The 21,206-nt window shown below is 67.6% G+C and carries 20 protein-coding genes; 15 read left to right on the plus strand and 5 right to left on the minus strand.

The genetic code is table 11. The features are described from left to right. Window positions 1–35: 35 nt before the first annotated feature. The 8 genes from BHE01S_RS23375 (at window position 36) to BHE01S_RS23410 (ending at window position 8,069) form a co-directional block, all read left to right on the plus strand. Entirely contained in the window at window positions 36–1,547 is a 1,512-nt protein-coding gene (locus BHE01S_RS23375; protein WP_042268308.1) for a sugar ABC transporter ATP-binding protein, read from the plus strand. Next, complete coding sequence (locus BHE01S_RS23380) at window positions 1,537–2,577, plus strand: ABC transporter permease (RefSeq protein WP_042268181.1); 1,041 nt, start codon at window positions 1,537–1,539, stop codon at window positions 2,575–2,577. The genes BHE01S_RS23375 and BHE01S_RS23380 overlap by 11 nt, the downstream gene beginning before the upstream one ends. Before the next feature lie 15 nt (window positions 2,578–2,592). Next, window positions 2,593–2,922 carry a UxaA family hydrolase gene (locus BHE01S_RS23385; protein ID WP_042268183.1) on the plus strand — a complete coding sequence of 110 codons (330 nt, stop codon included), beginning with the start codon at window positions 2,593–2,595 and terminating at the stop codon, window positions 2,920–2,922. A 42-nt stretch (window positions 2,923–2,964) separates the two neighbouring features. After that, a complete protein-coding gene (locus BHE01S_RS23390) occupies window positions 2,965–4,278 on the plus strand; it encodes a UxaA family hydrolase (RefSeq protein ID WP_042268189.1) in 1,314 nt (437 codons plus the stop codon). Window positions 4,279–4,336: 58 nt separating this feature from the next. Further along, window positions 4,337–5,374 (plus strand): aldo/keto reductase, encoded by a 1,038-nt coding sequence (locus BHE01S_RS23395; protein WP_042268194.1) that lies wholly within the window; start codon window positions 4,337–4,339, stop codon window positions 5,372–5,374. A 3-nt stretch (window positions 5,375–5,377) separates the two neighbouring features. Further along, window positions 5,378–6,262: an amidohydrolase family protein gene (locus BHE01S_RS23400; protein ID WP_042268197.1), complete on the plus strand. Its 885-nt coding sequence runs from the start codon at window positions 5,378–5,380 to the stop codon at window positions 6,260–6,262. Window positions 6,263–6,418: 156 nt separating this feature from the next. Beyond that, on the plus strand, window positions 6,419–7,162 hold the full coding sequence (locus tag BHE01S_RS23405; protein WP_042268199.1) for an SDR family oxidoreductase: 744 nt from the start codon (window positions 6,419–6,421) through the stop codon (window positions 7,160–7,162). A 58-nt stretch (window positions 7,163–7,220) separates the two neighbouring features. Next, a complete protein-coding gene (locus BHE01S_RS23410; RefSeq protein ID WP_042268203.1) occupies window positions 7,221–8,069 on the plus strand; it encodes an ureidoglycolate lyase in 849 nt (282 codons plus the stop codon). 84 nt (window positions 8,070–8,153) lie between these two features. Here the strand turns inward: BHE01S_RS23410 and BHE01S_RS23415 are convergent, their stop codons facing one another. Further along, on the minus strand, window positions 8,154–8,597 hold the full coding sequence (locus BHE01S_RS23415; RefSeq protein WP_042268204.1) for a PaaI family thioesterase: 444 nt from the start codon (window positions 8,595–8,597) through the stop codon (window positions 8,154–8,156). A gap of 280 nt (window positions 8,598–8,877) precedes the next feature. On the opposite strand from BHE01S_RS23415, the gene BHE01S_RS23420 reads away from it, so the two are divergent. Then, window positions 8,878–10,437 carry a methyl-accepting chemotaxis protein gene (locus BHE01S_RS23420; RefSeq protein WP_042268207.1) on the plus strand — a complete coding sequence of 520 codons (1,560 nt, stop codon included), beginning with the start codon at window positions 8,878–8,880 and terminating at the stop codon, window positions 10,435–10,437. 73 nt (window positions 10,438–10,510) lie between these two features. On the opposite strand, the gene BHE01S_RS23425 is transcribed toward BHE01S_RS23420, so the two are convergent. Then, window positions 10,511–11,596: an AGE family epimerase/isomerase gene (locus BHE01S_RS23425; RefSeq protein WP_042268209.1), complete on the minus strand. Its 1,086-nt coding sequence runs from the start codon at window positions 11,594–11,596 to the stop codon at window positions 10,511–10,513. 50 nt (window positions 11,597–11,646) lie between these two features. On the opposite strand from BHE01S_RS23425, the gene BHE01S_RS39575 reads away from it, so the two are divergent. The 5 genes from BHE01S_RS39575 to BHE01S_RS23440 all read left to right on the plus strand — a co-directional run bounded on the left by BHE01S_RS39575 (window position 11,647) and on the right by BHE01S_RS23440 (window position 14,474). Continuing rightward, window positions 11,647–11,775, plus strand: a complete 129-nt coding sequence (locus tag BHE01S_RS39575; protein ID WP_281177769.1) for a hypothetical protein — start codon at window positions 11,647–11,649, stop codon at window positions 11,773–11,775. A 319-nt stretch (window positions 11,776–12,094) separates the two neighbouring features. After that, complete coding sequence (locus tag BHE01S_RS23430; protein ID WP_157025587.1) at window positions 12,095–12,898, plus strand: hypothetical protein; 804 nt, start codon at window positions 12,095–12,097, stop codon at window positions 12,896–12,898. 200 nt (window positions 12,899–13,098) lie between these two features. Then, complete coding sequence (locus tag BHE01S_RS38505; RefSeq protein ID WP_165822904.1) at window positions 13,099–13,254, plus strand: hypothetical protein; 156 nt, start codon at window positions 13,099–13,101, stop codon at window positions 13,252–13,254. A gap of 215 nt (window positions 13,255–13,469) precedes the next feature. Then, the gene (locus BHE01S_RS23435; protein ID WP_042268212.1) at window positions 13,470–14,084 is read left to right on the plus strand and encodes a flavin reductase family protein; all 615 of its coding nucleotides are present in this window, start codon (window positions 13,470–13,472) and stop codon (window positions 14,082–14,084) included. A 93-nt stretch (window positions 14,085–14,177) separates the two neighbouring features. Then, the gene (locus BHE01S_RS23440) at window positions 14,178–14,474 is read left to right on the plus strand and encodes a hypothetical protein (protein ID WP_042268214.1); all 297 of its coding nucleotides are present in this window, start codon (window positions 14,178–14,180) and stop codon (window positions 14,472–14,474) included. A 12-nt stretch (window positions 14,475–14,486) separates the two neighbouring features. Here the strand turns inward: BHE01S_RS23440 and BHE01S_RS23445 are convergent, their stop codons facing one another. Next, complete coding sequence (locus BHE01S_RS23445) at window positions 14,487–15,659, minus strand: porin (RefSeq protein WP_042268217.1); 1,173 nt, start codon at window positions 15,657–15,659, stop codon at window positions 14,487–14,489. A 334-nt stretch (window positions 15,660–15,993) separates the two neighbouring features. Between BHE01S_RS23445 and BHE01S_RS23450 the strand changes: the two genes are divergently transcribed. Beyond that, complete coding sequence (locus BHE01S_RS23450; RefSeq protein WP_042268311.1) at window positions 15,994–18,510, plus strand: penicillin-binding protein 1A; 2,517 nt, start codon at window positions 15,994–15,996, stop codon at window positions 18,508–18,510. Between the two features lie 21 nt (window positions 18,511–18,531). Here the strand turns inward: BHE01S_RS23450 and BHE01S_RS23455 are convergent, their stop codons facing one another. Together BHE01S_RS23455 and BHE01S_RS23460 are read right to left on the minus strand one after the other, a co-directional pair. Continuing rightward, window positions 18,532–18,759: a hypothetical protein gene (locus BHE01S_RS23455; RefSeq protein ID WP_157025591.1), complete on the minus strand. Its 228-nt coding sequence runs from the start codon at window positions 18,757–18,759 to the stop codon at window positions 18,532–18,534. Window positions 18,760–19,088: 329 nt separating this feature from the next. Beyond that, window positions 19,089–21,095, minus strand: coding sequence for a methyl-accepting chemotaxis protein (locus BHE01S_RS23460; RefSeq protein WP_042268222.1), 2,007 nt, complete (start codon window positions 21,093–21,095; stop codon window positions 19,089–19,091). Between the last annotated feature and the right edge of the window lie 111 nt (window positions 21,096–21,206).

Raw genomic sequence — 21,206 nt, forward strand, 5'->3', positions numbered from 1 at the left:
GCGGCGCGGTCTCGGTGGGCAGCCGCGAGGCGGCCATGCGAGCCCGCTTGCCGGTGGTCGAGGCGAGCGGCGTGACGAAGCGCTATGGCTTCACCGCCGCGCTCGCCGACGTGAGCCTGCGCGTCATGGCCGGCGAATCGCACGCGCTGGTGGGTCGCAACGGCGCGGGCAAGTCCACGCTCGTGTCGATCCTCACCGGCCTGCGCAAGCCCGACGAAGGCAGCGTGCGCTTCAATGGCGAGAGTGCGCCCGCGCTCGCCGACCGCGACGCCTGGCGCGAGCGCGTGGCCTGCGTGTATCAGCATTCGACCATCATTCGCGATCTCACGGTCGCGGAGAACCTCTTCATCAATCGCCAGCCAGGCAGGCGCGGGGTGATCGACTGGCCAACCATGCGCCGCGACGCGCGTGCGCTGCTCGACCACTGGCGCATCGACGTGCGCGAGGACGCGCGCGCCGGCGACCTCACCGTCGAGGCGCGCCAGCTCGTGGAGATCGCACGGGCGCTTTCGTACGGCGCGCGTTTCATCATCCTCGACGAACCGACCGCGCAGCTCGACGGCGAGGAAATCAAGCGCCTTTTCCGCCGTATCGACGAATTGCAGCGCGAAGGCGTGACGTTCCTGTTCATCTCGCACCATTTGCAGGAGGTGTACGAGATTTGCCAGGCCGTCACGGTGCTGCGCGACGCGCGCCACATCGTGAGCGCAAGCGTGGCTGAGTTGCCGCGCGAGCGGCTCATCGAAGCCATGACGGGCGAGCGCGGCGGCCTGCACGTCGCCGATGCGGCGGCGCGCGCGGCGCTGCCCGCCAACGCGCCGCTCGCGCTCGAAGTGCGCGGTCTCGCGGGGCATGACTATCGCGACGTGTCGTTCACGCTCAAGCGCGGCGAAGTGGTCGGCCTCACGGGCGCGACGAGCAGCGGCCGCACGAGCGTGGGCGAGGCGATTGCGGGGCTCGCGGCGCAGCGCGCGGGCGAGATTCGCGTGAAAGGCGCGCCGCTCAAGCCCGGCGACGTGCCCGCGGCGCTTGCGAGCGGCGTGAGCTGCGTGCCGAAGGACCGCCATCACGAAGGGCTCGTGCTCACGCAGTCGGTGGCCGAGAACGCTTCCATGACGATTGCGGGGTTGCTCGGGCGCTTCGGTTTCGCATCGCCGGCGAAAAAGCAGGCATTCGGCAAGCGCATGATCGAGACGCTCGGCATCGTCGCGCAAGGTCCGGATCATGTCGTTTCGGGGCTTTCGGGCGGCAACCAGCAAAAGGTGGTGATGGCTCGCGCGTTGGCAAGCAATCCTGAGGTTCTCGTGCTGATCGACCCCACGGCGGGCGTGGACGTGAAGTCGAAGGAAGCGCTGCTCTCGGTCGTGGAGCGCGTGCGCGACGAAGGCAAGGCTGTGCTCGTGGTGTCGAGCGAACTCGACGACTTGCGCACCTGCGACCGCGTGCTCGTGATGTTTCGCGGCGAGGTGGTCGCCGAAATGGCGGCCGGATGGCAGGACCACGAACTGATCGCATCGATTGAAGGAGTCGATCTCCATGAAGAATAGTGTTTCGACGCCCGCGTTCGCGGCGGCGCAGGCCGATGCGGCCGCGAGCGCTCGCCGGGCGCGTCCGCGCATGCAGCTGGCGCGCCTGCGCGATTTTGCGCTGCTGCCCGCGCTGGTACTGCTGCTCGTGATCGGCGGTTTCGTGAGCCCGAGCTTTCTCACGCGGGCGAATCTCATCAGCGTGCTCGGGGCTTCCGCTGCGCTCGCGCTCGTGGTGCTCGCCGAATCGCTCATCGTCCTCACCGGTAAATTCGATCTTTCGCTCGAATCGACCGTGGGCATTGCGCCCGCCGTTGGCGCGATGCTCGTCATGCCGGCTGCTTCGGCGGGCTTCGGCCTGCAATGGCCTGCCTTTGCAGGGCTCGCCGCCATCGTGGCGGTGGGCGCGCTGATCGGTTTCATCAACGGCTTTCTGGTCGTGCGGCTGCGTCTGAACGCCTTTATCGTCACGCTGGCCATGCTGATCGTTCTGCGCGGCATGCTCGTGGGCGCAACCAAGGGCGGCACGCTTTTCGACATGCCGTCGTCGTTCTTCACGCTCGCCACCACCATCGTGCTCGGGCTGCCGGTTTCCGTATGGCTTGCCGCTGCCGCGTTCGCGATTGCCGCGTTCATGCTGCGCTATCACCGCGTGGGCCGCGCGCTCTATGCGATCGGCGGCAATCCCGATGCGGCGCGCGCCGCGGGCATTCGGGTGGAGCGCATCACGTGGGGCGTGTTCGTGCTCGGCAGCGTGCTCGCGGCGATTGGCGGGCTGATCGTCACCGGCTATGTGGGCGCGATCAACGCGAATCAGGGCAACGGCATGATCTTCACGGTGTTTGCGGCGGCCGTGATCGGCGGCATTTCGCTCGATGGCGGCAAGGGCACGATGCTCGGCGCGCTCTCGGGCGTGCTGCTGCTCGGCGTGGTGCAGAACCTGCTCACGCTCGCCCAGGTGCCGTCGTTCTGGATTCAGGCGATTTACGGAGCGATCATCCTCGGCTCGCTGATGGTGGCGCGGCTCGCCGGCGGCGAGGCACAGAACTAAACGCGGAGACTATCTGTGAACGGCAACGCACCCCATACCGACGCCCGCCTCATTCTGCTCGCGCCTGAGGACAACTGCCTGATCGCGGCGGCGCGCCTGGCAGCCGGCGAGACGGTGGAAATAGAAGGCGAGCGCGTGACGCTCGCGAAGACGATCGAACTCGGCCACAAAGTGGCGCGCCACGCGCTCGCGCAAGACGGGAAGGTGCTGCGCTATGGCGCGCGCATCGGCCACGTGAACGAGCCGGTGGCGCGCGGCGAGCATTTGCACACGCACAACCTCGAAAGCGATTACTTGCCGACCTATACGCACGACGCGGGGCACGAGTTCGTGCCGCACGCGTAACGCCACCATGATGCGGCATGCGCCGCGAGCAGGATTCAAGTTATGAGCGATAGCAACGTCACCCCTTCACACGCCGCCGCGCCGATGCTCGAAGGCTGGCTGCGCAACGACGGCCGCAAGGGCATCCGCAACGTGGTTGCGGTGGCTTATCTCGTGGAATGCGCGCACCACGTGGCGCAGGAAATCGTCGCGCAGTTCCGCGAGCCCTTTGGCGCGTTCGACGATCCGCACGCGCTGCAGCAGCCCAAAGAGCCGCCGGTGCATCTGATCGGTTTTCCGGGCTGCTTCCCGAACAGCTACGCCGAGAAGATGATGAAGCAGCTCACCACGCATCCGAACGTGGGCGCGGTGCTGTTCGTTTCGCTCGGCTGCGAGAGCATGAACAAGCACTATCTCGTGGAGCAGGTGCGTGCTAGCGGCCGTCCGGTAGAAGTCCTGACAATCCAGGAAAAGGGCGGTACGCGCAGCACGATCCAGTACGGTCTCGACTGGGTGCGCGAAGCGCGTGCGCAACTTGCCGAGCAGCAGAAGGTGCCGATGCGCCTCGATGAACTCGTGGTCGGCACGATTTGCGGCGGCTCGGACGGCACGAGCGGCATCACTGCCAACCCGGCTGTGGGCCGCGCCTTCGATCAGCTGATCGAAGCCGGTTCGGCCTGCCTGTTCGAGGAAACCGGCGAACTGGTGGGCTGTGAGTTCCACATGAAGAGCCGGGCGGCCAGGCCCGAGCTGGGTGAGGAGATCGTTGCGTGCGTGGCCAAGGCGGCGCGCTATTACTCGATACTCGGCCACGGTTCGTTCGCGGTCGGCAACGCGGACGGCGGCCTCACCACGCTGGAAGAGAAGTCGCTCGGTGCGTATGCAAAAAGCGGCGCCTCGCCGATCGTCGGCATTGTGAAGCCGGGCGACGTGCCGCCCACGGGCGGTCTCTATCTGCTCGACGTGGTGCCCGATGGCGAGCCGCGCTTTGGCTTTCCGAATATCAGCGACAATGCGGAAATCGCGGAGCTGATCGCATGCGGCGCGCACGTGATCCTGTTCACGACGGGGCGCGGGTCGGTGGTGGGCTCGGCGCTTGCGCCGGTCATCAAGGTGTGCGCGAACCCGCTGACCTACCGCAACCTCGCCGGCGACATGGACGTGGACGCGGGCCGCATTCTCGAAGGGTGCGCGACGCTCGACGAAGTGGGGCGCGAAGTGTTCGACCGCACGCTGGCGGTGGCCGGCGGCGAGCGTTCGAAGTCGGAAATGCTGGGGCACCAGGAGTTTATCCTCACGTACAAGCGCTTCGAGCCAGCCGGTCCCGCATGCCTGCCCGCCAGTGCGCGCGTGCCGATCGTCGAAGCTGCGAACTGAAGCACGCAGTCGTACGATTTCGTTGTGGGAACAACCATCTCCCAGGAGGGGACGAGCCATGGCGCAAGAACAGCATCCGAGGGTGGCGCACAAGCGCCGTATCGGCCGCACGGCGCTCGAAGTCAGCGCATTGGGTCTAGGCACCGCGCCGCTCGGCGGCCTGTATCGCGACCTGTCCGAAGAAGAGGCGCAGGCGACCGTCGACGCCGCGTGGGAAGCCGGCATCCGCTTTTTCGATACCGCACCGCACTACGGCCACACCAAGGCCGAGCATCGGCTGGGTGCCGCGCTGCGGCGCTATCCGCGCAACGAGTACGTGCTGTCGACGAAAGTGGGCCGCCACTTCGTGCCGCGCACGCACGCGTACGACGGCAGCGAGGGCTGGCAAAACCCGCTGCCCTTCGAAGCGATCTTCGACTACACGCGCGACGGTATCCTGCGTTCGTTCGAGGACAGCCAGCAGCGGCTCGGCCTCGTCGAGATCGATATCCTGCTCGTGCACGACATCGGCCGCTACACGCACGGCGAGCGCAACGAGCACTACTGGCGGCAACTGCGCGACAGCGGTTTCAAGGCGCTCGACGAATTGCGCAAGGCCGGCGCGATCAAGGCGGTCGGCTTCGGCGTGAACGAGCGCGAAGTGATACGCGAGGCGATGCAGGAATTCGACATCGATTGCGCGCTGCTGGCGGGCCGCTATACGCTGCTCGAACAGGCGCCGCTCGACGACCTGCTGCCCGAGTGCGAGAAGAAGGGCGTGAGCATTCTGCTGGGCGGGGCGTTCAACTCGGGCATTCTCGCGCACGGGCTGCTCGGCGAACTCAAGTTCAACTACGCCGATGCGCCGCAGGACGTGGTCGAACGCGTGGCGCGGCTCGATACGATCTGCCGGACCTATGACGCGCCGCTCGCGGCGGCGGCGCTGCAGTTTCCCTACGCGCACCCGGCCGTGGCGACGGTGCTCAACGGCGCACGCAACCCGCAGGAGGTGCGCGAGAACGTCGCCTCGTTCGAGACGAATTTGCCCCGCGAGCTGTGGCTCGCGCTGCGCGACAAGGGTCTCCTCGATCCGCGCGCGCCGCTTCCGCAGGCTTGAGCCATGGCTACGCTCGAGGCGATCGACGCCCATCAGCACTATTGGGACCCCGCGCGCGGCGATTACGGCTGGCTCACGCCTTCGATGAGCGGGCTTTATCGTGCGTTCGGACCCGCCGATCTCGCGCCGCTGCGCGCCGCGTGCGGCGTGGCGCGCACGGTGGTCGTGCAGGCGGCGCCGACTGTCGAGGAAACGCGCTGGCTGCTCGATCTTGCGCGCAACGAGCCCTCGATTGCGGGCGTGGTGGGCTGGGTGCCGCTGGACGACCCCCACGTCGCCACGCTGATCGCCGAACTCGCGCGCGAGCCCAAGCTGTGCGGCGTGCGCCCCATGCTCCAGGATTTGCCCGACGACGACTGGATCGCGAAAGCCGATACCGCGCGCGGCGTGCAAGCGCTCATCGCGCACGATCTCGCTTTCGACGCGCTCGTGTTCACGCGTCATGCGCAGGCGCTGGCGACGTTTCTCGCGCGGCATCCGACCCTGCGCGTGGTGGTCGATCACGGCGCGAAGCCGCCGATCGCGGCGGGCGGCGAGAGCGGTTTTGCGGCGTGGGCGCAGGCCATCACGCGCTTCGCGCAGTTTGCGCACGTGCACTGCAAGCTGTCGGGGCTCGCTACCGAAGCCGCGCCCGGCTGGGACGACGCCACGCTGGCGCCATGGGTCGCGCATCTGCTCGCCGCGTTCGGGCCGCAACGCCTCATGTGGGGTAGCGACTGGCCGGTGCTGAACCTCAATGGCGACTACGCACGTTGGCACGCGAGCGCGCAACAGCTGACACAGACACTTTCCGCAGACGAGCGCGCCGCCGTATTCGGCGGCAACGCTGCGGCTTTTTATCGGCTGACCGGGCTCAAGACCGGGCCCGGGAGCCATCCAGCCGGTTAGAAAACGTCCGCCGAACGCCACGAGGCGCACCTGCGTCGCCATAATGGCCGTTCGCGTCATCCCAACTTCTTCCCGCGATTTCATCGCTCGATCGCGGCATGGGAGCCTGCTGCAATACGGGGTATCGCCGTGCCGTGCTTCCAACCGGAGTGGCAGATGGTACAAAGACTGGCCGGCAAGACGGCCTTGATCACCGCGGCGGGCCAGGGCATCGGCTACGCGGCCGCCGAGCTGTTCGCGCGCGAGGGTGCACGCGTGGTCGCCACGGACCTGCGCATCGACGCGCTTGCCGCGCTGCCGGTCGAGGCGCGCAAGCTCGACGTGCTCGACGGCGCGGCGATCACGGCGCTCGCGCAGGAACTGGGCGCGATCGACGTGCTGTTCAACTGCGCGGGCTTCGTGCACGCGGGCTCGATCCTGGAAGCGAGCGAAGAAGACTGGGACTTCGCGTTCGATCTGAACGCGAAGGCGATGTACCGGACCATCCGCGCCTTCCTGCCGGCCATGCTGGCGAAGGGCGGCGGGTCGATCATCAACATGTCGTCGGCGGCGTCGAGCGTGAAGGGCGTGCCCAACCGCTTCGTGTACGGCGCCTCGAAGGCCGCTGTGATAGGGTTGACGAAGGCCGTGGCCGCGGATTTCGTGACGCGCGGCATCCGCTGCAATGCGATCTGCCCGGGCACGGTGTCGTCGCCGTCGCTGGAGGAGCGCATCGCCTCCCAGGCGGCGGCGCAGGGCACGACCGTAGAGGCGGCGCGCGCCGCGTTCGTCGCGCGCCAGCCGATGGGGCGCGTGGGCAAGCCCGAGGAAATCGCGGCGCTCGCGCTCTACCTGGCGTGCGACGAATCCGGGTTTACGACCGGCCAGGCGCATGTGATCGACGGCGGATGGTCTAACTAGTTAGCCCCCAGGCGAACCTGACCGACTGCAACGCACAGACACACGAGGAACACAGACGATGAAACTGCTTCGCTATGGCCCGAAGGGCCACGAGAAACCGGGCCTGCTCGACGCCGAAGGCCGCATTCGCGCGCTCTCGGGCAACGTGGCCGACATTGCGGGCGACGTGCTCTCGGACGCCGGCCTCGCGCAACTGCGCACGATCGATCCGGAAACGCTGCCGCTCGTCGAAGGCAATCCGCGTATCGGCCCCTGCGTGGGCCATATCGGCAAGATGGTCTGTATCGGTCTGAACTATGCCGATCACGCCGCCGAGTCGGGCATGCCGGTGCCGGGCGAGCCGGTCGTCTTCAACAAGTGGACGAGCGCCATCGTCGGCCCGAACGATGATATCGAGATCCCGCGCGGCTCGAAGAAGACCGACTGGGAAGTGGAACTGGGCGTCGTGATCGGCAAGCACGCGAAGAACGTGAGCGAGGCGGACGCGCTCGACTACGTGGCGGGCTACTGCGTGGTCAACGACGTGTCCGAGCGCGAATGGCAGATCGAGCGCGGCGGCCAGTGGGACAAGGGCAAGGGCTTCGACACCTTCGGCCCGACGGGCCCGTGGCTCGTCACGCGTGACGAGGTGGCCGATCCGCAGAACCTCTCCATGTGGCTCGAAGTGGACGGCCATCGTTACCAGAACGGCAGCACGCGCACGATGATCTTCACGGTCGCGAAGCTCGTTTCGTATCTCTCGGAGTGCATGAGCCTGCAGCCGGGCGACGTGATCTCCACCGGCACGCCGCCGGGCGTGGGCATGGGCGTGAAGCCGAACCCCGTGTTCCTGAAGGCGGGGCAAACGGTGCGCCTCGGCATCGAGGGCCTCGGCGAACAGCAGCAAAAAACGCGCGCGGCTGAGTAAGCGCGCCGCCAGCACGAAAAGCGCGCGAGGGGAGGCGGGACAGACCGCTTCGCCTCGCGCGCCTTGTTTTGTGACACAGGCCTTTCAGTTCGTCGGACTTTTGTCTTCCGGCCCGCTGCCCTCGGCAAGCCGGTTCACCGTCCCCTGCGCGAGCGCCACGAGCTTTTCGTCGCCGTTTTCCATTACGTACACGCTGCACTGGCAGGTGGCCTGGTGGCGCCCCGCGTGGACGACACGGGCCCGCGCCATCAGCGTGCCCTTGAGCGCCGGGCGCAGATAGTTGATCTTGTATTCCCCCGTCACCACGCGCGGCCCGAGCGCCAGCGCGCCGGCGAAGGTCAGCGCGTTGTCGGCGAGATAGCTGATCACGCCGCCATGCACGTAGCCGTGCTGCTGCTTGAGGTCGTCGCGTACGGGCAGGCGCAGGGTCAGCTCGTCGGTTCCCACATGGGTCAGTTCGGTTCCGAGCAGCACGCTGAACGGTTGGGCATGCAAAGCGCCGCGCGCGCGGTCCACAAGATCGGTCATCGTCGCATTCCCTGGGTCTATCCCCGAGTGGTTTCCTAACCACTCTAGGAAGCCTCCGCGTCGAGTCAAGGTGAATCGAATCGAATCGGTCATTCTATTGTTGCGAGAAATGGAGGGAATGACCGCGCAACCATTGCCGAAATGATTTGTTGCGCATTTTGGGGTGTTTTTTCACGGTTTAGGGCTCAAAAACCGGGGTTGCGTGGCCGTAAACGCAGTGCGGGCCCGGGCGATCACATGCTCGCGCCTCACTCATTCACTGCTATCCCAGGTGTCCCCGATGTTCAGCAAGATCAAGGTCGCATCCGGCCTGTTGTGTGTCCTCGTCGCGTTCTGCGTACTGCAGCTCGTGACCGCAGGACTGGGTTACTGGTCGCTCACGCGCACGCACGACGACGTGGCCGACCTCTCGAAAGTGGCGTTGCGGCAGGCGAGCGCCGCCAACGTCATCACCCAGCAGTTGATGGACGCCCGTATCAATCTCTCGCGTGCGGGCACGCGCATGGTGCGCGGCGGCACGGTGCCGACCGACATGGTCAATCACGCGCGCGACCAGCTGGCCGCCGCCGACACCACGTTCGCGGCGCTCATGGCCGTGCCGCCGATCAACGACGACAACCGCGCGCGCGTCGCCGCGCTCGGCGAGCGCTACCAGGTGTACCGCAAGGCGCTCGGCGAGCTGGTCGACGACCTCAACGGCAACAATCTGCAGGCCTTCCTTGACCAGCCGACGCAGTCGTACCAGGACGCCTATCTCGCAGAACTGCACGCCTTCGCTCAGTTCAGCGCCGCGGCGAGCCGCGCTTCCCTCGACTCGGTCGATTCGCGCCTCGCGCTGTTCCAGGGCGTGGGCGTCGTCATCGTGGTCCTGCTGATCGCGCTCGCGACCGGCGTGCACTTCGCGCTGCGCCGCGGCGTAGTGGAACCGCTCGAGGAAGCGGGCCGCCATTTCGACCGCATCGCGCGCGGGCGTCTCGACGAGCGCATCGCCGCGCGCGGCGAGAACGAGATCGGCCGGCTGTTCCAGGGCCTTGCGCTGATGCAGGCGAGCCTCGCGCGCACCGTCCACACCGTGCGCGAAACGGCGGGCTCGATCCACGTGGGCGCCGACGAGATCGCCACCGGCAACGCCGATCTTTCGGCGCGCACCGAATCGCAGGCGGCTTCGCTGGAGGAAACGGCGGCGAGCATGGAGGAATTGACAGGCACCGTGCGCAACACCGCCGAGAACGCGCGCGAGGCCAACGCGCTGGCGGAGGCGGCGCTCGACGCGACCGCGCGCGGCGGCGCCGTGGTGGACGAGGTGGTCGAGCGCATGCGCGGCATTGCACAAAGCTCGGACAAGATCGCCGAGATCATCGGCGTGATCGACGGCATCGCGTTCCAGACCAATATTCTTGCGCTCAACGCGGCCGTGGAAGCGGCGCGCGCGGGCGAGCAGGGCCGCGGTTTCGCGGTCGTGGCGGGCGAGGTGCGCGGGCTCGCGCAGCGCAGCGCGCAGTCGGCCAAGGAGATCAAGACGCTGATCAGCGAGTCGGTTTCGCAGATCCGCGGCGGCTCGGAGCTGGTGGAGCGCGCGGGCGAGTCGATGCGCGAGGTGTCGAACTCGATCTCGCGGGCCACGCAGATGATGGCGGGTATCAGCGCCTCGTCGCTCGAGCAGAGCACGGGCATCGATCAGGTGAATCAGGCCGTCTCGCAGATGGACCAGATGACCCAGCAGAACGCGGCGCTCGTCGAGGAGGCCGCGGCGGCTGCGGCTTCGTTGCATCAGCAGACGCGCCAGCTTTCCGAGGCCGTGGCCGCGTTCGAGATTTCGCCGGCCGTATTGGCGGCCTGAGCGACCCGGGCGCTCCGGGCGCATCGGCGGCGGGCTTTCGCCCGCCTGCATTGGCGTTTTGCGTCGTCGCGGCTCAGACGCCCATGCCCTGGTAGGCGGTCAAGAGGTGATACGGCGTGGTGGACGGCATGTCCGCGCGCGCCACGTCGCCGTTTGCGCTGCGGCATTCCACCCAGCCCTGCGGCGTGAGAAAGCGCGGCGCGAAGCGCCCGGTCTGCGGCGCGAGCGCGGCGCGCACCGCGGCGTCGCCGTGCGTGGCGAGCGCGCGCAGGTATTCCGTTTGTGCCCAGATGCGCTGCGTTGCATCGATCACCCGGCCCTGCTCGTCGAGCGCGGCCGCCACGGCGCCCGTTTCCGGGTCCACGCCGTGCTTCTGTGCAAAGACGAATGCGCGCGCGAGCGCTTCGTCCAGACCCGATGCGCCCAACCGGGCGCCCGCACGCGAGGCCAGCCAGAACCATTCGAACTGATGTCCGGGCTCGAGGCGGTTGTCCGCCGCGCCGACCGGCAATTCGGCGATACAGCCCGTCGGCGTGTGCAGAAAGCCGCGCGCGAGCGCCTCGACGAGCCCCGTGATCGCCGTGTCGAACGCGCTGTCGCCGGTTGCCTCGCTCGCCGCGAGCCAGGCTTCGGTGAGATGCATGAGCGGATTCTGCAGCGGGCCGCCGGTGACGCCCGCAAAGGAAGCATCGAGCGCCGCGTTGAGCAGGCCGTCGCGGGCAGCGAAGCGGTCGACGATCAGCGAGGACGTTTCGCGCGCGAGGTCGAGCGCCTCGGCCGCGCCGAAGCGCTGGCCGTAAGCCGCGGTGGCGAACACCACGAAGGCATGCGTGTAGAGGTCCTTGGTGGTGTCGAGCGGCGCGCCGGCCGCGTCGACGCTAAAGAACCATCCGCCGTGCTTCGGGTCCTGATAAGTGCGGCGCAGGGATTCGAACAGCGTTTGTGCGTGCGCGGCGTCGCCGGCTTCGGAGAAGACGAAGAGCTGGCGGGCGCATGCCATCGCGCGGTAGCGCGTGACGGGCAGCGGCTGCACGCCGGCCGCATCGAGCGCCTCGTAGGGCAGCCGCAGTTCGGCATTGAAGCCCGGGCCGCGCCACATCGGCAGGACGACGCGGTCGAAATGCTCGCGCAGGCTGGCTGCGCTCGTAGGTGTGTTCATGGCGAAAAGGTGCGGCGAAGCGTGTCACATCAAAAGAGCAATGCCGGCGATTGTACGCATTCGCGCATGGCGCGGACATTCCGGGCAGCCGCAGTGCGATGGAGTACGAGGCGATTTGCGCGACGCTGCGCCGCTCGCCCAACGTGAAAGCGTTTGGCGAGGACAGCGCACCGGGTTGACTGTGCGGGGCGTCGGGTCGATGCCGGCTGGCCAGGGCCTGTGATTGGGCCTGTGATTGTCGCGGACAGCCCCCAAGTCGGGGAAGCGCCCCTGGCTGCGCGTTCTGGCATGCGACAATGGGCGTTCGAACCAGAACACGAGGACGTCGCCAAGCGGCCGTGACCGGCCGGCGCGCGACGCGAACCGCATCGCTGACCCATGGCTGATTACGCAGATACCGCATCCTCTTCGCATCCCGAACACAACGCGCCGTGGCAGCCCCGCGCGACGTCTGCGTCGTCCGACGTTACTGAATCGCCGCTTGCTGTCGAATCCGATGTGCCACACGCGCCTGTCGGCGAGGCACTCGCTGCTGTTGCCGAAGCGGATGCCGCCGTGCGCCAGGGCACGCTGAGCGGCTTTGAAAGCCCCGAGCCGGCTCAGGCGGCGGCCGCGCCCGCCGACGAGGCCGGCGCGGCCAGTTCCGTTGCGGGTGCAACGACAGCGCGCCGCGCGCCGCGGGCGAAACGTGCTGCGGCTCCTGCCTTCGCCGAAGCGGCGGAGCCGGGCGTCGGAGCGGTGCAGGAGCCGGCTGCCGCCGCCTTGATCGCCGAGCCGTCGTTTGCCGCCGGCCCGGCTGAGCGCGTGGAACCCACCGGGTTCGCGTCGGAAGTGACGCAGGCAGCCTCCGAACCGGATGCGCTCACGCAGCGCTTCGACGCGCTCCAGGGCGCGCTCGCCGAGCAGCGCCGCATGGCGCTCGCTTCGTCGCGGCATCAAAAGTGGGTGCTTGCCGCCGCGTCGGCGGCGGTGCTCGCATCGGTCGGTTTCGGGATTGCGCAGTCGGTGCGGCTCGACAGCCTCGCAAACGAATCCCGCGCCGATGAGGCGCGCCTCGAGCAGTTCATCCTGAAGCAGCAGTCCGCGCTCGACGACCTTTCGCAGCGCGTTGCCGCGCAAACCGCAGCGGCCTCCGCGGCAGCGGCGGCCGCTGCCGCTGCTGCGGAAACCCCAGCGGCGCCCCCCGTGCGCGTGCCGTCCCGGGCGGCGCCGGCCAAGGCATCGCCCGCCCCCGCGCACCGTACGGCGGCGCATGCCACGCGCGCGGCTCACGCGAAAAGCGTCCAGAAAGCCATGCGCTGACCGGCTTCGGCTCGCGATCCCGCCCCTGTATCCGAAATCCCGATGCGTTGTTTTGTTGCAACGCATCGAATGCGTGCGACCCCGTGCGGCAGCGCGTCGCAGTTTTTTTGCTGCGCTGCACTAGCGTTGCCCTGGGGGAAACCCTATAATTCGTTCTGTCTTAGGGAAAACCCTGAACTGCAGCCTAACTGGGAGTCGCCATGAGCTTCATCTTTGCCCTGTTCCAAAAGGTCAGCGATCTCTTCGCGTCGCCGTATCTGCCGATGGATTCGGAATATTCGTACGAAGCGCGTCACCGCGAAGCCGAGCGCGTTCGCCGCTCGCACTACATGCCGTTCGGCATGCCGCGTGACTGATCGAAGCTGAAGCGCTTCGGGCGGCGCGCGCCGCCCAACGCGCTTCTCCGGTCGGACCGCCAGGTCTTCGAGCAAGGCCGGCTCTCGCAAGAGAGCCGGCCTTGCTTGCGTTATGGGGCTGTTGCACGGCGAAGTCGCTTCGTCTGGCGTGACGGCGAGCGAGCGCGGCTCGTGTCATAGTAATGCCGCACTGAAATCGCTACGCCTCTCACCCCATGTCCAATACCTACTTCTACGACCCCGCCCAGGGCCATGGCCTGCCGCACGATCCGTTCAAGGCGATCGTCGCGCCACGCGTGATCGGCTGGATCTCCAGCCGCGCAAAAAACGGCGCGCTCAATCTCGCGCCCTACAGTTTCTTCGGCGCGTTCGCCACGTTTCCGCCGATCATCGGGTTCTGCAGCGAAGGCCGCAAGGACAGCATCAGCAACATCGAAGAGACCGGTGAGTTCGTCTGGAATCTCACGTCGAAGGCGCTGGCGCCGCAGATGAACCGCACCTCCGCGCCGGTCGCCGCCGACGTCGACGAATTCGCGCTCGCAGGCCTCACGGCCGCGCCGGGCCGCAGCGTGGCGGTGCCGCACGTGGCGCAGTCGCCGGCCGCGCTCGAATGCAAGCTGCTGAAGGTCGTGCGGCTCAACACACTGGACGGCGCGCCCATGGACAACTGGCTCGCGCTGGGGCAGGTGGTGGGTGTGCACATCCGCGAGGAATTTCTGAAGGACGGCCTGTTCGACACACACGCCGCCCAGCCCGTCATGCGCGCGGGTTATCGCGCCGACTACGCGCAAATCGGCGAGATGTTCCAGATGGTGCGGCCGAGCGCGTAGGCCGCTGCGGGCGTGAGCAGGTCGCGGCGTTGCCGCGTCCAGCCCGCCCGCAGATAATGGCCCGACAGCGCGAGGCGCGCAGGGAGGCAATCCATGCAATCTCCGACGGGATCGGTAGTGGCGCTCAGTTCTGCCGCCTCGACGATGTTTTCGATCGGCCTCATCGCGCTCGGCTACTGGGGACTGCACGAGCCGACGGCCTGGCGTATCGGCGACCGGGTGGTCGTCGGCATCGCGCTCGTGGGCTTCGCCTGCCTTGGCAGCGTGCCCTGGCTCGCCACCTCGCCCGCGAAGCCCAACGACGAATCGCGTTTCCTGATGGCGCGCCGCGCCTTTCTCTGCGGCGCGGCTGCCGTGTGGGTGTCGATCGTGCTGTCGCTCGTGCTGTGATCCGGCGCGCGATCAGAAGCGGGCGCGCAACCCCACCGTGCCTACGACCTGATTGGCAGTCGTTGACGCGCCGCCCGCCGTGTTGATGAACGCCACGTAGTTGTGCCCCGTGGCGTGCTGGTACATCGCCTCGCCGTAGAGGTCGGTGCGCTTCGAAAGGCGGTACACGACCTGTGCGTCCACCTGGTTCCACTTCGGATCGGCGCCGAAGGTCGTCGTGTTGCTCACGTGGCCATCCGTGAAGGTGTAGGCGAGACCGAGGCTCCACGCCGGGTTCAGCTGATACTTCCCGTTCACTTCGTAGTTGTTGAAGCTCATGTCGCCGCGCTGCGAGCCGAACGAGCTGGTGCCCGTGTACTCGCTGCGCGTGAACACGAAGCCCGCCGTGGCCGGGCCGAACGTGTAGTTGATGCCGCCGCCGAACGAACGCAGACGGTCGGCGCCGAGCGCGAAGCCGCCCTTGCCGTTGGCCGTCGACTCCGCGAGGTCCACCGCGCCGGGGCTGCTCGCCGTCGCGCCCTGGGTGCCGTTCAGCTGCAGATAACCGGCGGCGATGGCGAGCGGCCCGTTGGTGTAGCTTGCGCCGAAGCTGTAGGCGCGATTCACGGCGAAGTCGGTGTTGTTCGAGAACGCATAGAGCGCGCCGAACTTCAGGCCGCTATACGTGTTGCTCGTGAACTTGACCGCGTTGTTCATGCGCAGCGAGTGGTTCAGGTTGTCGTTGTCGAACGGATGCGCGAAGCCCGTGTCGCCGAAGGTGCCCGCCGTGGCCGAAAGCGGCGCGACGAAGTCGACGAGCGAGTCGTACTGGCGGCCGAGCGTGAGCGAGCCGAACTGGTCGCTCGCGAGGCCCACGTAGGCCTGGCGGCCGAACATGCGGCCGTCCTGGCCGAGCTTGCCGTTCTGCACGTTGAAGCCGTTTTCGAGCACGAAGACCGCATGCAGGCCGCCGCCCAGGTCTTCGCTGCCGCGCACGCCGAAGCGGCTGCCGTTCACGTTGCCGCTCGTTGCCTGCCAGAGCGCGCCGGACGACTTGCCGCTCGCGACGTTGTTCGTGTACATGATGCCGGCGTCGATCAGGCCGTAGAGCGTGACCGAGCTTTGCGCGTGGGCGGCGGGCGCGGCGAGCGTGCCGAGGGCGCCGATCACGGCGGCAGCGGTGGTGAGCGAGAAGGTGTTCTTCATTCGGGGTTCCTGTAGCGTTGTTGTTTCACGGCTTGTGCAAAAGCGGGTTTGCAACAGCGAAAGGAGTGTAGGGAGTGAAAGGCGCGGGAAAAACCGGCTGTGACTGGAGAGGATTCTTCCTCGATCTGGAAGGATGTTTTCATCTCCCTGTCATAAATCGATTCAGGCATCGATTCAGGCATCGATTCGGGCGACCGGGAGCGTTGCGCCCGGCGCGAAGCAGGAGCGGCCTTGCGAGTTTGGTACGATTCACGCTTTGCCAGCCGACCCTACCTGCCGCGTGAAGCGTTACGTGCCGTTGATCCGCGATCGAATCGCGCTGTCGTTGTCCCGCCTGAAGCCCGCCGCAGCGCGGCTGGGCGGGTTTATTCGCCCGCTGGGGGCGCGTGCGCTCCATCATCTGCGGCATCCCACGCGGCGCGGCGTGCTCATGGCGATGGGCGCGTTGCCCGCGCTCGTCGTGCTCTACGTGCTCGTGCTGATTCCGTTCACCCCGAGCATCGGCGACATCCGCAAGGCGCGGGTGGACGAACCGGCCCAGATTCTTTCCGCCGACGGCAAGGTGCTCGCCGAGTTCAAGCCCTCGAACCGCGAATGGGTGCCGCTCGCGCAGATCTCGCCGCACATGGTCGATGCGCTGATTTCCACCGAGGATCACCGCTTCTACGAGCACCACGGCATCGACTTCAAGCGCACGGCGGGCGCGGCGCTGCACACGTTCTCGGGTGAGCGCCAGGGCGGCTCGACCATTACGCAGCAACTCGCGCGCAATCTCTATCCCGATGAAATCGGCCGCGCGCCCACGCTCACGCGCAAGATCAAGGAAGCAATCACGGCGTTCAAGATCGAGGCGGTGTACAGCAAGCAGCAGATTCTCGAGACCTATCTGAACACGGTGCCGTTCCTCTACAACGCCTACGGCATCGAGATGGCGGCGCGCACTTACTTCGGCGTTTCGGCGGATCAGCTCGACATCCTGCAAGCCGCGACGCTCACCGGCATGCTCAAGGGCAATGCCTATTACAACCCCGTGATCAATCCCGAGCGCGCGCTCGCGCGGCGCAACACCGTGCTCGGCCAGATGGTGAAGTACGGCAAGCTCAGCGAGGCGCAGTACGCCACGCTATCGAAGAAGCCGCTGCGCCTCGACTTCGAGCGCCAGACCGAGCCGCCCGGCCCCGCGCCGCACTTCGCGCTGCAACTGCGCAAGTGGCTGATTGCGTGGGCCGACCGCAACGACTACAACATCTATTCGGATGGCCTCGTGGTGCGCACCACGATCGATTCGCGCCTCCAGCAGATGGCAAGCGCCGCGCTGCGCCAGCACACGAACCAGCTCCAGGGCATCGCCAACGGTGCATGGAGCGGACGCAACGGCTGTGTGGCCGGCAACGACCTGTTCGCGACCTTCATGCGCGAAACGCAGGACTACAAGAGCGCACGCGACGCAGGCGCGACCGACGCCGACGCGCTCAAGCAGCTCGCCGGCGACCGCGCCTTCATGCGCAACCTCTGCAAGAGCAAGACCGCGGTGGAGGCGGGCTTCCTTGCCATCGACCCGCGCAACGGGCAGATCAAGGCGTGGGTGGGCAGCCGAGACTTCACCGAGGAACCGTTCGACCACGTGCAGCAGGCGCGCCGTCAGCCGGGCTCGACGTTCAAGCCGTTCGTGTACGGCGCGGCCTACGCGGCCGGCGCGAAGCCGGGCGACACGTTCATCGACCAGCCCGTGGAGATCCCGCTGGCGGGCGGCGAAATCTGGAAGCCGACCGACGACGTGCCGCCGAGCAATCGCCCGATGACATTGCGCGACGCGATCGCGTTCTCGCGCAACCGCATCACCGCGCAACTCATGCAGACGGTAGGCCCGGACAAGGTCGCCCGGCTCGCGCGCGCGATGGGCGTGCGCGACAGCCAGCTCGACCCGGTGCCGTCGCTCGCGCTCGGCACGAGTCCGGTCACCTTGAAGGAGATGGTCTCCGCCTACAGCACCATCGCGAACGACGGCGAGTATCTCGAACCGCGCATGGTCACGAGTATCGAGGACCACAAGGGCAACGTGCTCGCGCAGTTCGGGAGCGCTTCGCCCGAGCGGGCGCTTTCGGCGGAGGCGGACCGCACGCTGCTCGACACGATGCGCGACGTCGTGAACCGCGGCACGGGCTCCGCCATCCGCACGCGCTTCGGCATTCGCGGCGACGTGGCGGGCAAGACCGGCACGACCCAGGGCAACACGGACGGCTGGTTCATCCTGATGGACCCGCAACTCGTGGCGGGCGCGTGGGTGGGCTTCGACGACGGCCGCGTGACGCTCGACGACTACTGGGGGCAGGGTGCGCGCAGCGCGCTGCCGATCGTCGGCGACTTCTTCCAGCGCGCGCTGCGCTCGCGCCTCGTCGATCCGCGTGCGCGCTTCGACACCGAAGTGACGCCGGGTGCGTTCGAAACCTTCCGCGAGAAGCTGCGCGCGTGGATGGACCAGCTATTCGGCAAGCACGAAGCGCCGCCACCGGCGTCGCCGGTGCGGCATGCGCCGCCGCCACGCGTGAGTGCCCCGGCACCTGCGTCTGTGCCTGCAGCGGCTTCGGAGGCTGGGGCATCGGCGCTTTCTGAGGCATCGGCGCCTTCTGCCGCTTCGGCGGCGGCCGCGGAAGCGGCCGCGCGCGCGATCATGGGTCTGCCGCCGATCATCGGGCCGTCCAGCGCGCCACCGGCGCCTGCCCCGCAGCCCTCGTATCCGGCACAGGCGCCGGCGCTTGCGCCGACCCCGACGCCCGACGAGGCGGACCCTGGCACGCCGGGTGCGAGCGCGAGCTACACGCCGCCGGTGGCGCAGCCGCAGGGACAATGAGCGCGGTCTCGCACGGCCGGCTCAGCGGGTCGCGCGCGCTTCTCCCGTGCCCGTAGCGACGGGGCGCGCCGCGTGGCGCTCGCGCAGGTGGGCGAGCAACGCCCGGCGTACCGGCGCGTCGTAGTAGCGATTGGCGGCCCACGCAAGCAGCACGACGCCCGGCACGAGCACCGCGGCGATGAGCCGGGACGGATGGCTCAGCGTGTGAGCGCGCGACACGAGGTCCTGCACGATGAATCCGAGCGGCACATGAAGCACATAGATGCCGTACTCCCAATGACAAAGCCGCTCATGACGAAAAAGAGATCGATCGCCAGATGGCCGTGCTCGATGTCACGCACGTGGCACAGCATGGGAAAGTGTACGAAGACGACCAGCAGCGCAGCAGCGCCGCGCAGGCCATCCAGCGTGGCGTATCTCGAACCCGGCTGGGTACCCTGCATGACTCGTTCCCCTTGCGATTTTCTTGTTGCTTGCGCCCGCAAGGGTATCTGCCCTTGGGGTAGGGGTGTGTTCGCTAACGAGCATATCCAGGGAGCAAACCGGGCTCCACGATTTCCGCCGAAGCCTGCGCGTCGTTACTCGCGAACCTTGAACACGGAAACCAGCTCGGCGAGCGCAGCCGCATGGTCGTTGAGCGCGGCGGCGGCGCGCTCCGCATCGCCCACGAGCGCGGCGTTCTGCTGCGTCGCCGCGCCGATCTGCGAAACCGCGATATTTACCTGCTCGATGCCGCCCGATTGCTCGCGCGAGGCCACGCTGATCTCGCCGATGATCGAGCGCACTTCATCGACGCGCGCGACGATGCCGCGCATGGTCGTGCTCGCTTCGCCGGCGATCCGGTAGCCCGTCTCGACCGTCGTCGACGATTCGGTGATCAGCGCCGAGATTTCCTTCGCGGCCGCCGCGCTGCGCTGCGCGAGCGCGCGCACTTCGCTCGCGACTACCGCGAAGCCCTTGCCGTGCTCGCCCGCGCGCGCCGCTTCGACGGCGGCGTTGAGCGCGAGGATGTTGGTCTGGAACGCGATGCCGTCGATCACGCCCGTAATCTCGGCGATCTTCTGCGACGCGCGGCTGATGTCGTTCATCGTTTCGACGACGCGGCTCACGGCGCGCCCGCCGTCGAGCGCGGCTTGCGCAGCGCTGGTCACCACGGTGTTGGCGCGCGTCGCGTGGTCGGCGTTCTGCTGCACGGTGGACGTGAGTTCCTCCATGCTCGCCGCCGTCTCCTCCAGGCTGCTCGCCTGGCTCGCGATGCGCGAAGCGATCTCGCCGCTGCCCTGCGCGATGCGCGAGGTGTCCTCGCTCATTTGCGCCGTGGCGCTGCGTACCTGCGCGACGATCTGCGCGAGGCCCACGCCGATGCCGTCGATCGCGCGCGTGAGGCGGCCGATCTCGTCGGCGCCCGCCGTGTCCTGCGCGTGCGCGGCGTCGCCATTGCCGATGCCGTTGCGGCTGCGGTTGCCGATGCGCACCGTGAGGTCGCCCGCGGCGAGCTGGCCGGCGGCAAGCGCTGCGGCGTCGAGCGGCCGGCTCACGAGGCGGCGCGCCGCGTAGATCGAAAGCGCCGCGAAGAGCGCGACCAGCACGAGGCCGATGGCCGCGAAGCGGTCGCGCGTGGCGTTCACGTCGGCCATGATCTCGTCGCGCACGGCGACGCCGCCCACGAGCCATTGCCACTGCGGCACGCTCATGAACGAGACGAACTTCGCCCGCGCGTCGCCCTCGCCGCGCGTCGAGTCGGCGGAGGTGTAGTCGAGCGTGCCTTCGCGCGCTTCGAGCATGCGCGACCAGGGCGCGTCGGCGTCGTCGTAGTGTTTGCCGACGGCGCCCGGGTGCACGAGGAAGGTGCCGCGCGCCGGACCGTTCGAAGCGTCCATCACGAAGTAATAACCACTCTCGCCGATCTTGAGCCTGGCGATCTCGCTTTTGAGCGCATCGATCTGCGCACCCACGTCCACGCCGACGAAGAGCGCGCCGATCACGTGGCCGCTCGCATCGAGAATCGGCTTGTATTGCGTGATGTATTGCTTGCCGAACAACTGGGCGAGGCCGGTATAGGTGCGATTGGCCATCACCGGGCCATACGCGGGGCCCTTGCGGTCGAGCAGCGTGCCGATCGCGCGCGAGCCGTCCTGCTTCTTGAGCGAGGTGGTCACGCGCACGAAGTCGTCGCCGCTGCGCGCGAAAACGGTGGCGATTTCGCCGCTGCGCGCGAGAAACTGGTCCGGAATCGTAAAGTCCAGGTTCAGCACGTGGTCGCCGGACTTGAAGACCGGCGTGGCCTGGCCGCCAATGTCGACCGTCTGCGTGGGGTCGAGCGCGAAGGCGCCGGGCAGGAAGCTCTCGAAGAGCTGCATGGCGCGGTCGACTTCGGCTTCGAGCGCGCCGTTGATAAGCGAGATCGACGAAGCGACCGACTGGTCCTTTTCGGCAATGCGCATGCGTACCTGGTCGCCGGCCTGCGTTGCCGCCGAACGCGTGATCGCCCATGTGAAGGCTGCAAAGATGGCTGCGACTAGCACGCACGATAGCAAGGCGAGGCGCACGCCGACGCTCGCGCGGCTTGATAAGCGTGAAAGCATGGATCCGGTTCCGGAATAGAGCGTGTCAAGAAGGAGCCTGCGCCTTCAAGGCGCTGGTATGACGCATTACGGCGCGCGCGAGGGATCCTTTAGGGGTAGGACCGAAAAACC

Source organism: Paraburkholderia heleia NBRC 101817 (assembly GCF_000739775.1).
GTDB lineage: Bacteria > Pseudomonadota > Gammaproteobacteria > Burkholderiales > Burkholderiaceae > Paraburkholderia > Paraburkholderia heleia.